10 protein-coding genes are annotated in these 13,382 nt (G+C 27.9%); 8 read left to right on the top strand and 2 right to left on the bottom strand.

Features of this window, described 5'->3' with window-relative positions:
* Positions 1–2 precede the first annotated feature (2 nt).
* Positions 3–2,282: a leucine-rich repeat domain-containing protein gene (locus KFE69_05280; protein ID UTW43506.1), complete on the bottom strand. Its 2,280-nt coding sequence runs from the start codon at positions 2,280–2,282 to the stop codon at positions 3–5.
* 279 nt (positions 2,283–2,561) lie between these two features.
* Here KFE69_05280 and KFE69_05275 point away from each other — a divergent pair, with 279 nt between their 5' ends.
* From KFE69_05275 to KFE69_05240, 8 genes are all read left to right on the top strand, one after another.
* Complete coding sequence (locus KFE69_05275; protein ID UTW43505.1) at positions 2,562–3,779, top strand: HAMP domain-containing histidine kinase; 1,218 nt, start codon at positions 2,562–2,564, stop codon at positions 3,777–3,779.
* Positions 3,779–4,483, top strand: coding sequence for a response regulator transcription factor (locus KFE69_05270; protein ID UTW43504.1), 705 nt, complete (start codon positions 3,779–3,781; stop codon positions 4,481–4,483). Before KFE69_05275 ends, KFE69_05270 begins: the two co-directional genes overlap by 1 nt.
* Before the next feature lie 195 nt (positions 4,484–4,678).
* The gene (locus KFE69_05265; GenBank protein UTW43503.1) at positions 4,679–5,791 is read left to right on the top strand and encodes a PAS domain-containing sensor histidine kinase; all 1,113 of its coding nucleotides are present in this window, start codon (positions 4,679–4,681) and stop codon (positions 5,789–5,791) included.
* Positions 5,792–5,793: 2 nt separating this feature from the next.
* Positions 5,794–6,183 carry a response regulator gene (locus KFE69_05260; GenBank protein ID UTW43502.1) on the top strand — a complete coding sequence of 130 codons (390 nt, stop codon included), beginning with the start codon at positions 5,794–5,796 and terminating at the stop codon, positions 6,181–6,183.
* Positions 6,184–6,192: 9 nt separating this feature from the next.
* Complete coding sequence (locus KFE69_05255) at positions 6,193–7,431, top strand: aminotransferase class I/II-fold pyridoxal phosphate-dependent enzyme (protein UTW43501.1); 1,239 nt, start codon at positions 6,193–6,195, stop codon at positions 7,429–7,431.
* 105 nt (positions 7,432–7,536) lie between these two features.
* Positions 7,537–8,058 carry a hypothetical protein gene (locus KFE69_05250; GenBank protein UTW43500.1) on the top strand — a complete coding sequence of 174 codons (522 nt, stop codon included), beginning with the start codon at positions 7,537–7,539 and terminating at the stop codon, positions 8,056–8,058.
* A 53-nt stretch (positions 8,059–8,111) separates the two neighbouring features.
* Complete coding sequence (gene dsbG / locus KFE69_05245) at positions 8,112–8,915, top strand: thiol:disulfide interchange protein DsbG (protein ID UTW43499.1); 804 nt, start codon at positions 8,112–8,114, stop codon at positions 8,913–8,915.
* A 160-nt stretch (positions 8,916–9,075) separates the two neighbouring features.
* The gene (locus tag KFE69_05240) at positions 9,076–11,376 is read left to right on the top strand and encodes a hypothetical protein (GenBank protein ID UTW43498.1); all 2,301 of its coding nucleotides are present in this window, start codon (positions 9,076–9,078) and stop codon (positions 11,374–11,376) included.
* Here the strand turns inward: KFE69_05240 and KFE69_05235 are convergent.
* Entirely contained in the window at positions 11,373–13,058 is a 1,686-nt protein-coding gene (locus tag KFE69_05235; protein ID UTW43497.1) for a hypothetical protein, read from the bottom strand. The two genes, KFE69_05240 and KFE69_05235, sit on opposite strands and share 4 nt — an antisense overlap.
* Positions 13,059–13,382: the final 324 nt, after the last annotated feature.

Genomic DNA, 13,382 nt, shown 5'->3' with positions numbered 1-13,382 from the left:
ACTTAACTTTGAGGAAGCCACTGGATGTTTAGAGAAACAGCCGACCCAAATATACCATTTTGATCAAGAGCAACATTTGCTTCGCTATTTAATATTGTAAAGTTATCTAAATTATTATTAGCTGCAAAAGCCTTATAACCTATTTTAGATACGCTACTTGGAATTACAACTGAAGTCAAGTTGTTACCCTCAAATGCATATGCTTGGATATGTGTTACTGAATTAGGAATATAGACTTCATTAAGATTATTATAGCTAAAAGTAGCATCTTTAATTTCAATTACACTATCAGGCAAAGTTAAAAAAGTTAATTGATTGCCATAAAATGCAGCTTCACCAATTTCTATTACAGTATCTGGAATAACAACTGAAGTTATGGTAGTACCCGTATTTCTGAACAAAAACACACCACTATTAATGCTTGTGACACCATATGGAATTACAATATCGCTATTATTTAACTGTTTATATCCGACATTATTTAGTTCTACTTTACCTTCTGTATTAGTTAAAATATGCATTCCAGAGCCATCATACACTTGAGCTGAAGTATATAAAGTATCAATTGGCTCTACTTTATCGCTATATAGGTTTATAGTCTCTGGAGTAACATCATTTTGATCTACTTCATCACTTAATAAGAGAGATTCAATTTGATATAGATCAAAAAACTCTATCCTAAGCTTATGCTCTCCTAGTTTCACATCTTCTTTAACTTTAAACTCCATATCAAGTTCATTTGTTTTACCATCAAACCTATAGCTAACAATATCAAAATTCTCTTTATTTTTGTTTATTTTCATTTGACTATCATCAATTATTCTAATATACACCATTCTACCAAAACTACTATTCCACATATTCAATAATTTTCCTGAAAGAGTTAATTTCATATTACTATTTGATGTAAATTGCCAGTTATCTAGTTTATTTGAATGCTTATTAATCATGTTTATATCTAAAGGATTCAAGTCAGCAGAGTCAATTCTAGTGTCCACGTAAATTACATCACTAAAGACACTTTTATTATCATTTTTAATATAATAATTTTCTATCTCAGCATGAGCATTAGAAGAATTTGGAGCACTAAATTTAATTGTACAAAAATGCCCTGATAATAATTTTCCTGTACAAGTTGTTTGAGTTATATTTGTTTTAGCATCTTTATCTAATGTAACACTTAAACTATCTAGTGTTTGATCAGATGTGTTCTTAAATTTGACTGTTTTACTACCATTCTTATTTAAAATCACCTTATTATGCATAACAATATTTGTATTATCTTTAGCAATTGGACTTATTTTTTCCAATACAGTATCTTCAATTTTAATACTAAAATCTAAAACAGGCACCCTTTTAGAGCCACTGCTTTTACCTTCAGGAAACTTAATAGAAGGCTCAGTTACAACATAATGATACTCATCTATTTTTGCATTTTCAGTATTAATGGTTAGATAGCATGATTCATTTGGTTGTAAAGAAGAAAAATATTGACAAGTATTATCATCAATTTTTAAACCACTACTCTGTCTTTTATTTTTACTATCAGGCTTTAAAGAATATTCATATTTAGAAATATTAATTTCTTGATCTGTATTATTTTCTAAATAAACTTTTTGAGTTGAACCTTTTTTACTAAGCATATTGTTAAAACTAAGTTTTTGTAACTTAAAAGCCTTTATGCTTGTCTCAATCACTTGATGATTAACACTTGCTGATACATTATATTGAATAGTAACTTCATCTTTACCTTGAAATAAATTAATTGCCTTCTCAGTTGGGTAAATTTCAATTTGCCAATTACCATTAACCTCTACTGGCTTTGTAATGAAGTATTGATCTGCACTTTGAAGATCTTGTATATTTAGTTTTATATTTGAAATCTTTAATGGTTCTGACTTTAGTGATCCTAGCTTAAATTTTTGCTGCGCTTCAGATATTGATACATTTAACACAGATTTTCTGTTTAAAAGTATACTACTTTTATCTTCAAAAAATACCTCAAAGTTATAGTTTGGACTTGGCACTGGATCTTCAACTTGAGGAGTATCATCAATAATTGGAATATCATTGCCTGAAGTTGGCTCATCAGAAGGTGTTGGCTCAGGTTTTTCCGGTTTATCATCTACCACCGGATCAGAGATAACAGGAAAGTCAACAATAGTTAACTCAGAGGCTATAGGCTCTGATGAAGATGATCCCCCACCACCACTTTTACACCCAATCAACAAACCAGCTAAAATACATACAGATATTACTTTTATTTTTGATTGATATTTCATTTTATATTAACCCTCATCATCTATCTAAATAACTATTAATGTTCTTATTAGTAATCAAAACCATTTTATTAATAATTAAAAATTACAATTTTAAATAGCTTATTACCTGATCAAATCATATCTTTTGATATCAAATAGGCAAAGTTCAAAATTGTATTTATAAAATACATTATTTTTTAATAATTAATTGATCAACTGTAATAATTAAGATCATAATCACTATTAGATTCATTATATTTTGGGTAAAATTATTTATTATAAGTAAGAGTGAGTAAAATTATGATAACAACACTTAAAAAACTAAAACTAATATTATTAACCTTTGTTTGTATATTATTTCTAATTACTCAATTCATTATGATTTATATTCTGATTTCTTATTCTAATATCTCACATCATAATTATGATGATACTGTATCTGATTTAAATGTTATTCGAAATCAATTAATTCATTATAACACTGAACAATTAAAGGATATGGTAAATACATATAATACGATCACCAAGCACTCTGTAACAATTAAGGTCATGAATATTGACTTTAATTGTAATTGTGACTTAAAAACATATGCTAAATTAAAACATTTTTTTGATAAAAATAATTATCTTCGTTTTTATCAATACTACCCAAAAGCAGATAGAACCGTTATGTTTTCCTTCCATCCACTGAAAACACAAACTGACTTAATAGTTATCAGTCTTATTATTTCACAAACTCTATTAATTATTTTAGTGCTCTATTTACTGGGACGTTATTTATTAGGTAGCTTATCTAGTGCATTAATATCAGTAGAACCTAAAAAAAATAGGTTTAAATTATTTGCAAAGCAACGTTCAAAGCTTATTATGCGAATTAATGAACTTACAGCAGAACGAGTCTTTCTAGTTTCTACCCTTTTTCATGACTTAAAATCACCACTAACTAGAATGCAACTTAAATTAGACTATCGCTTGGATCAAAATACTCCCTATATTAAGAGTATTAAAGAAGATTTAAATGAAATAATTAATATTCTAAATGCTACTAAATCTTATTATAAAAATGAAATGGAAATAAATACTTTCGCAATCAATGAAATGATACAAGATATTGAAAAAACGGCACCTGAAAAAATTAAAGTTGAATATCAAAAAGAAAAAATTTATATTAGAGCAGAACGCTATTTACTATTTAGGGCACTTATAAATATTTGTCATAACGCACTTAAATATGCAGGAGGCTGTCAAATTAACTATTACTCTATTAGTAATAATAAAATTTGTATTGAAATTTCAGATCAAGGACCAGGTGTGCCTGAAAATAAACTAAGTAATTTATTCACGCCACATGTAAAAAACTTACATAGTGATAACTGCCTAGAAACAGGCCATGGCTTAGGGTTAGCAATTACTTATAAGATTATTCAGTTACATAAAGGTGGTATTCAAGTACAGAATACAAACCCAGGATTAAAATTTACTATTATCTTAGATAGTAGTCATATGGAGAATAAATAATGAATACATTTAGCTACAAAATATTAATGGTGGAAGATGATCAAGGCATCATAGATATCGTTGTTGATTTTTTAAATGATAAGTTAATTGACGTAGATTATACCACACTTGCTAAACCTGCTTTTGCCAAGCTTTCGTCAAACTCATATGATGCAGCTATACTTGATTTAAATCTACCTGATATGTATGGTATTGATTTATGCAAAGAGATACAAAAAATTGATCCAAAATTACCTATATTAATTCTTTCATCAAATGCTGGAGATTTAAATCGTATTGTAGGGCTTGAAGCAGGAGCCCTTGACTATATGGAAAAACCATTTAACCTTCAAGAACTATATATTAGACTAAGAAAGTTAATTGATTTAAATCAAACACCTCAAGATAAACTATTTTCAAAACTTCAGTTCCTAAACTATATATTTGATCGAACTAATGACTCCTTAATGGATATGGATAACAAAGAAATAGAACTAACAAAAGGAGAGGCAAAAGTACTAGAACTATTACTATTAAATCATAATAAATTACAATCTCGATACGATATGGCTGAAATTCTTGGACTTTCGAGTGATCCACAAAGCCGTACAATCGATCAAATTGTCTCTCGTGTTAGAAATAAAATAAATGACAAAAATGCTCAAATTATTCAGACTATACGTGGGCATGGCTATATTTTTGTGGGTAAAGTACATAAATTATAACCACAAGAATTTCCTTATATTTACACATTAAAGCATATTTTAAAAGTCTAATAATTATTTATAAAAAATTATATATTTTAGTATAAATATATCTAAATTACATCCAATTTAAGATTAGTAATTATCCCAGTAAAATAAAAACACAAATAAATTTATCATATTGATTTATCTATAAAATCAAAAAGGTGCTATTAGTTGAACTTTAAAAATTATCACTTATACGATTTCATTGATAATATGCCTAGTTATGTCTACATTAAAGATGTTAACTCTAGATATATTTACTGTAATAAACATTTGGCAAATACATTAAATTTAAAACACTCTAACGAAATTTCAGGTAAAACTGATAATGATTTTAAATGGGGTGATAAACTAGCTAATCAATTTATTGCTGATGACCATTATGTTATTTCAACTACTAAAAAGTTAGTTACTGACTATCTACTTCCTACAGGCCTAAATAGTACAGGTTATATCAGAACTGAAAAAAATCCACTTTATAATAATAAAGGAGAAATTATTGGTATTATAGGGTTAGCTTATGAAGTAACAGATTTTGACATTAACAGCATTTGCAATAACTCTAATGAAGCCCTAAACAACGATCAATTTAACATAATACAAAACATTCAACATGACATTAGAACACCTCTAACAGGAATTAGTGGTTTAGTTGATTATATTCTTTCTAGCAATAAAGAAATATCTTTTAAAACATTTCTTGAAGATATTAAATTTTGTTCTAATGAATTATTGAACTACTCTTCATCTACATTAGAGCATCTTTCAAGTGATGGTGATTTAAAAAAAAGTAGCAACATAATTGATTTAAATAAATTAGCGCATGATGTTCAGTTAGTTTTTAAGCCTATCATAACTCAACGAAAAATAAGCTTTATTACTGAAATTGATAAACATATTCAAGTTAATGTGTTATCTAGTGAGTTTAAATTAAAGTCTATCTTAATTAACTTAATTAGTAACTCAATAAAATATAGTGATATTGAAGGTCAAATACGCCTATCTATTAAACATGTCTATCAAAGCCAATCTAAAATCTTAATTGATTTTGCAGTTGAAGATAATGGTATTGGCATTCATCCAGCTGATCAATCTCTTATTTTTGATAAATTTTATCATAAAAATGATTTAAATAACCAAAGTCATGGGCTGGGGTTATCCATAGTTAATCAATTTGTTAATCAGTTAGGTGGGACAATTAAACTAATAGAGGATGTAAAACAAGGAACTAAGTTTAGTTTAAGGTTCCCATTTCAATACATTTTGAAAGAAAAGGAGAAATAATAGTGACTAATCCCATAGGGCAAAAAGTACTCATTATTGAAGATAATGTTATTGCACAAAAATTGATTCAATTACTATTAGATGATCAAGGTTTTATAACGAATATCGCTAGTAATGGTACACATGCTTTAGAGTTAATATCCAAAAATCATTACAAATTAATTTTATTAGATATTAATTTACCCGATATTGATGGATTTACACTAGCTAAATTAATTAGAAGCAAAGAAAATTACCTCAATATAATAAAAAAATCAATTATTATCGGAATGAGTGCTTCTTCATCTGATAAATATGCAAAACTGCTTATGGACTCTGATATCAATAAATTCATTGAAAAGCCATTAACAAAAGAGTCATTAAATAAAATTACTAGTGATACATTTAATTAGGAGAAAAGTATGACAAACTGGTTTGAGAAAAAAATTAATAACAGTGAACTAGCTCAAACAACTGCATCTGACAATGTTAATAATACTATATATAGAAAAAGACTTAAGCGTCATCTAGTTTTAAATAATGGTACTAAATTAATTGACTTTGTTTCTTGCTCCTATTTAGGCTTAGATCAGGATCCAAGAATTCTTAAAGCATGTAGTCAAGGTATTTATGAAACTGGTTTTACTTACCCTGCAGCTAGAACTCGGATCCAACCCTCTGAGTTTTTAATACTTGAAGAATTACTAAATAAAATATACTGCCAAAGCTATTCAACAGTTTTTTCCTCTCTTCATCTTGGTCATTTAGGCATACTGCCACTATTAGCATCTGGCAAAATGCCAAGTTTTCAAGCTGCTAAGAATGGTTTTTGCTTTATTTTAGATAAAACTGTACATTCATCATTACAGATTCACCGTGCATTAATGCAGCAGTTTGGTGATGTAATACTTACAGATTTTACTAATACAAATAAACTAGAGTACTACTTTATAAAATCTGTTAAATTACATAAAACACCTATTGCTATTGCCGATAGCATAGGCTCTATGGGAGGTAAGCAAGATATACCATACCTATTTGACTTAGCAGAAAAGTATAACGGATATGTCTACCTAGATGATGCGCACGGTATGTCAATATTTGGAAAAAATGGTTGTGGATATGTTTTAAAATCTCTTAACTATTTTTTTCATCCTAGACTAATCCTTACATCATCATTAGCAAAAGCATTTGGCTCTGTAGCAGGTGTTGTGGCACTACCAACAAAAAAAGATACTGATATGTTTAAGCGCTATGCACCTACTTATGTTTTTAGTGGACCACCTGCTATTCCTGTTATTAATGCTGCAATCGCTTCAGCTCATATTCACTTATCTAGTGAAATACTAACATTACAAAATCAACTTAAGCAGAATATCCAATACTTTGATCGATTACTTAATCATCAAAACATTATAAACTCAAACACAGCAATACCTATTCGTGGTATTTTAATCGGCGACGAACTCACAACAATTGAAGCAGCTAAATTTTTAAAAAATAATGGTGTTGCGGTAACAACTGCACTATATCCAACTGTTGCTAAAAATAAAGCAATGTTAAGAATTGCAATATCTTCAAATCATACTAAATCAGATATGCATCAATTATGCGAACTTATTACGAATTTAACTAATAAACACGTTGCTAAACAAACATAACTATATAATTTAAAACATTACGCCCCGTATATAGACTAGGTCACTTAAATATAGATTAATGATAACTTAAAAATATCAAACAAATCTAAAGGGGAAAGCAAACCAATGATAAAACAAATATCAATCTCTATTTTTATGCTAATAGGACTATTCAATTTAAGCTATGCATTCAGTGAAAGTGATGCTACAAATGAGATAAGCAATAAAAAATTTAATATTGAATGGAATGTCCCATACACACTACTTGGTATTGCCTCAGCCAATGCGAACTATAAACTTAATAATGCAAGTGCAATTGGTGCTTATGGCGGAGTCTCTACATGGAACTCTAATAAATCGGCTTATAATATTGGACTACAATACTCTTATGCATTAAATAAAAATTATATGTCTTCTGGTTGGTTATTAAAACCTTTCATAGGATATATGAACTTAAAGGACAGCGATAATAATGTTAGCAATGGTTATAATGTAGGCTTAATGTTTACATACCAATGGATGTGGAAATCTGGACTAAATATGCAACTTGGAGTTGGGCCTTCCTATGCTTCAATTAACGGAGGAGTATTTGCAAATGCACACGGTTTACTGCCAGCATTTGAATATAATATAGGACTATCATTTTAAAGAAAATTTATTAAAATAAAAACCTACTTATTGAACTTACGGAGTATCTGGCTATGGTATCAACTATATTTAAGCAACTATCTATTCTAGTTATATTTATGTTTAGTCTATCTGCTTGCTCCTCAAATAATCATGACGATATCAAAGCATCTGAAAAATTAATAAAAAAAGTTAGTCATAATGAACTTCACATAGTGAGTCAGTTTAATGCTAATAACAGCCTCAATGGTTTTGTTGTTGAAAACAAGCTTGGTAATACTAATATTGTTTATACTGACAAGAAAGCTAGTTTTTTAATTGTTGGTTCTTTGTTTGATGCTCAAGGAGAAAATCAATCTGAATATAATTTTAACCAATATGTACAGCCACAAATTAATATTGATGCTTATAATGCAGCAAAAAATACTGCTTATATACAAGAGGGAAATATTAATGCCCCACATAAAGCATATATTGTGACTGACCCAAACTGTTTATACTGTCATAAACTCTACCAAGCATTATCACCTGAAATTAAACAGGGTAAACTTGCTATTCGTTGGATATTAATTGCTGCAATGAAACCTTCAAGTGCTGATAAAGCTATGACAATTTTAAGTAGTCATAATCCAGCTAAAGCATTAGAAGCCAGTGAAGCTAATCTTAATAATAATATTAAACTGCTATCAAAAAGTGAAGTATCTGAGAGCATTAAAAATAAACTTAATCAGAATATGAGTTTTATGACAAAATATAAGCTATATACTATGCCAACTATTTTTTATAAAAGCCAAACAAATATTATAAAAATACAAAAAGGTCTTCCAAATGTTCCAATTAATGAGTTTATTAGCTTATTTAGCAACACTTGGGAATAAAATCTAAAGCTATTGAAATTTAAACTAAAATAATTTAATAATACTCTTTTAAATATAACTCACTATCAATTTATGTATTATTGAAATACATACATTATATTAAATTAAAATTAAACAAATATTAATATAGTTAATATAAAAACTATATTGGTATCAAGCTATGTCACTAATTCTTAAAATAATGGAAAAAAATGGTTACAAAATTAACCATCAAGGCATGTGCTACGGCCTTGCTCATGTTGCCATTCAATCCTCACTTAGAGGAAGATTTGATGATTATCAAAATAGATTAGATAAATTACGCAAAGACCCTCGTAATTATGAAGATATAGACTTATATAAGAAAATTATTATAGACTCAGTTGACACACTTGATGAAGATGATAAAAATGAGCTTAACAACTGTAATGAAATGTTAGCATTTTTTGATGCTATTACATTATACCATTACTCAAACCCAAGTAAATTTAGTCATGAAAATCATTATGAGTCAACACAAAAAAACTTCCAACAATTTTATCAGAATAGACAAGATTCAAGTGCTGGAAATGCTATATTAAATGATGAAAGTAATGGCATATACGCAGCTGAAAAATCACTACAAACATTCAATGCAAATAATATCCAGGAGCTTATTACCTTTTTAGAAAATGATAAAAAAGATCAAACAACCTATGGGATTTGTGTAGCTATTCCTGGACATGCAACTGCAATTACATTTAGTAATAATCAATGGCACTTTATTGACCATGATAATATTGCATCAACACCTAATGAAATATTAACAGATTCTTTTATTAAAACTATTTATGACCGTTTAAATCTTAATAAACAATCTGTATTTTCGATAGAAACTACAAAATATCAAAAAAATAAACCTATCGATGAAGTTGATTATTCGTATTATCAAACCGATGATCATTATAAGTTTGCAGATAGACTATTAAATACAAATCTATTTGGTCAAGCTCTAGAATTTGGTCATTATCATGCGGTTGAAGCCTATATCAATGAAATAGTATTTCTACAAAAATCTAATATAATTTCACAAGAGCAAGCATACAATATTCTTAACACCACTAGTACAAATGACATTAATGGCTTTTTTTTAGCTTTACACAAGCATCACGAAAAAACTTTTAGAAGTTTCTTAAGTGGACTTAAAAAATTAAAAGCTTATGAAACTATTAATAATGATCAATTATACAATATTATGCAACTTCATCATAACAACAAGTACAACTATTCAGGCATATTGAGACCTATCTCAAACACAAATCAAACTATGATTCAAAACTACCTTAATACAATCAATAGCTTTTTACTAAATAATGATTTCAGTAGTCAACAAGCATTTAACCTTCTTAGATGCAATGATTTCAAAGGCAACACTGGTCTTGCAGCAGTTATTGCAACTTCAGGTAGTCAAGGTGTTCCAATATATTTTGATATGCTTCAACATTTAAAAGAAAGTATAACCCAAGAGGAGTTAATTGAACTCCTTTTGGGTAAAAATAGAGATGGCGTGCCTCAAATATTAAATATTTTACAAAATAATGATACAGATACATTATCAACATATCTTAACTCATTAGTAAAGTTTAAACGATTAGGATTTATTAATCAAAATGAGCTAGTAGATATTCTTTTGGCAAATGATACAAATAAAAACAATAGCTATACATATTCATTAAATAATATTGATACTGAAATCAATTCAACTTATCTTAAAAATTTAAAAATATTATATGAAGCACAAGAAATTGATAAGGATTATTTTAATCAAATAATTATTAGCAATAATGATAATGCTGATAATGCTGATAATGCTGATAATGCTGATAATGCTGATAATGCTGATAATGCTGATAATGCTGATAATGCTGATAATGCTGATAATGCTGATAATGCTGATAATGCTGAGTATTATAATAAAAATATTAATAATAGTGCTATAAATAATGAAATAGAAAGTGCTATTTCTAACTGCTCTGAAGCAATAAATAAAATAGATAAAGAAACCCCTCAACATCATAAGCTTTATAAACAATGTAATAGGCTATTTAACTTATTAAGCACAGATCTTTTAAATAAATCTGAATATTTTAATAATAAATCAATGGATTATAACGCTCAATATTCATATCAACAGCTTAATAATTTAACAACAATGCTAAATAAATTTAACCATCCATCTACTAATAAACAAACACAAAATAAGGCAATAAAAGAATATGAAGTAGATGCTACTAAAAATGAGCAAGGTTTTAAAAAATTTACATCTGCTATAAAAGCCATTATAAAAACAGCTAAAGATTGTCTATTTGAATATCACCCCAATAAAGCTAACAAATGCAAACAATCATATATGCCCTTCTCTAACTACTCATTTAATAGAGTTGAAGACGCTACTAAAAAACAGATTGATAATGAAAGTTTATCACATAGCATTGACTTTTAGGGCGCTGCATAGCTTAAGCGACACGGGATAAGTGGTAGACATTGTATTTTTATGCCATGTGAAAAAAATAAAAATCTGCTATTTTCAGGTGATGCAGATGAATTTACAAAACTATTTATTAAATTTTTATAATTACCAATTATTTTTGAGTCATATGTTGCATTAGTCCATGGAGTATTAAATGTTTTTAGAATTGATTTAAGCTCTTTATAACTAGTTGGCTCAAAAAGGCCTCTACTAATTTTACTAACTTTCATTACATCTTTCATACAGTCAATAAAAATATCATCTTCAAGTTCATTATAAGAACTTTTTAATATTTCCTTTATTCTTTTATATTCATTAAGTTTCTTTTCAAGAACAGGTAATGAATCACCTTTTTTTATTTTTTTACTCAGGCGTTCTATTGTTTCATCTACATACTCAACTAATTTCAAGTGAAGTTGTTCAAGTGGGTTTATTGATAGTTGAATCTCTTTTTTTGGCAAATATTTTTTCTTAGTATATTGATACATTGCATATGATGATAATACAATTGCAGAACCTACTAATGCAGTGACTGGATTTGGAATGGCTAAAAGCGCTACGCCAACTGATATCGCACAGGTAAGCATAATGCCAATAGTTAAATCATGTTTAACATAATCTTTCTTGGCTTGTAGTCTGCTTTGTGTATTAACTAATACTTTTAAAGATATAATTTTTTTTAACTTTTCACCATCAGAGCTATTTTTCTCTAATTCATTGACTTTATTGAGCAAAGCAAATAAATCATAATTATATTCTATTCCCAAATCAGTACAATATTCAATAATTTTTTGATTATTGTTATCTAATATTCGATTAATTTTATTAATTTTTAAGCAACTTTTAACTGCTGTATTTAAAATATCAATACCTCCCATAACTGCAGACAAATAAATACCTCCTGGTCCTAAAAATACAGCCCAAGGACTTAAAAATAAATGCGTACCTATACCAAATGATATTGCATTAGTCATAAGCCAAGAAATATCATTTAACCAATCTGAAAAGTACTGGCCAACATAATCCAAATTACCATTATAAATAAGGTGTTTTAACATAAGATATGTATTTCTTATTAACCTAGGAATAAACCAAATAATACCCAAAGAACTTAAAGGAGTAGCTAATTTATCAATACTTATTTTAGTAAAATTAGATTTTATGATATTTGCTAAATCATCCAAAAACTCTTTTGAAAAACTTAATAATACCCTCTCAAGATTTGTATTTGGAAAAAAATTAATAAACTGTTTAAATTTGCTACTTGAACTAAAGTTACTAGTAATATCTTCTTTATTACCTCCTCTCTTTCTCCCATTTGCTCCAAAAGTTTTACTTACTTTTTCTAACCTGTCACTATAGCCCTGTGATTTATATATTTCTGCTAATTTACAAACACATTCTTTGTAAAATGCATATAAATAATCTGGTGAGCTACTACTGAATAAAGAAATACACTCTTCTAAATACTCTCTCTGACGTGTAATAGATAGACCTTCCAACATGTTATCAATAAATTTTACACGTTCTGAAATTTTTACATTTCCTTTGCTTTCTTTATTCGACTCTTGATATGTTGTGAGTGTGTTCAAACTGTCGAATTGAGGAAAAAGATTTCCAGAAATAACTGGGAAAGGTAGATATGGTTGTGACACTAAAAGTCCTTAAAATATAAGGTTATAAATTAATTAACTAATATTCACAAAAAAAACGCCACATACACACTGGTATTAATACGAGATTAAACTGATTTTAACAAAACAAACGATTATTTTTGTATTTGATATTACTGTATTTTATTTGCCTAAATAGATAAATATTTATCTCGATATAAAAAAATCAATTACTATTTATTTGCTTTAAAATCAAATAATTAAATTTTAACTATTTATAATTAATCTAAATAGTAATCGGCACAAACATAAATTATAAATTCTACAGAATAGTCTTATATGTATTTTCCAAATACAGTTTGAGGA

This window comes from bacterium SCSIO 12844, assembly GCA_024397935.1.
In the GTDB taxonomy this organism is placed as follows: Bacteria; Pseudomonadota; Gammaproteobacteria; order Francisellales; family Francisellaceae; genus M0027.
The sequence above is the reverse complement of the archived record's forward strand: the minus strand, read 5'-3'. Positions and strand labels throughout refer to the sequence as shown.

Coding starts and splice junctions, on each gene's coding strand:
- KFE69_05280 (UTW43506.1), bottom strand. CDS start 2,282: ATGAAATATCAATCAAAAATAAAAGTAATATCTGTATGTATTTTAGCT.
- KFE69_05250 (UTW43500.1), top strand. CDS start 7,537: ATGATAAAACAAATATCAATCTCTATTTTTATGCTAATAGGACTATTC.
- KFE69_05255 (UTW43501.1), top strand. CDS start 6,193: ATGACAAACTGGTTTGAGAAAAAAATTAATAACAGTGAACTAGCTCAA.
- KFE69_05270 (UTW43504.1), top strand. CDS start 3,779: ATGAATACATTTAGCTACAAAATATTAATGGTGGAAGATGATCAAGGC.
- KFE69_05240 (UTW43498.1), top strand. CDS start 9,076: ATGTCACTAATTCTTAAAATAATGGAAAAAAATGGTTACAAAATTAAC.
- KFE69_05275 (UTW43505.1), top strand. CDS start 2,562: ATGATAACAACACTTAAAAAACTAAAACTAATATTATTAACCTTTGTT.
- dsbG (UTW43499.1), top strand. CDS start 8,112: ATGGTATCAACTATATTTAAGCAACTATCTATTCTAGTTATATTTATG.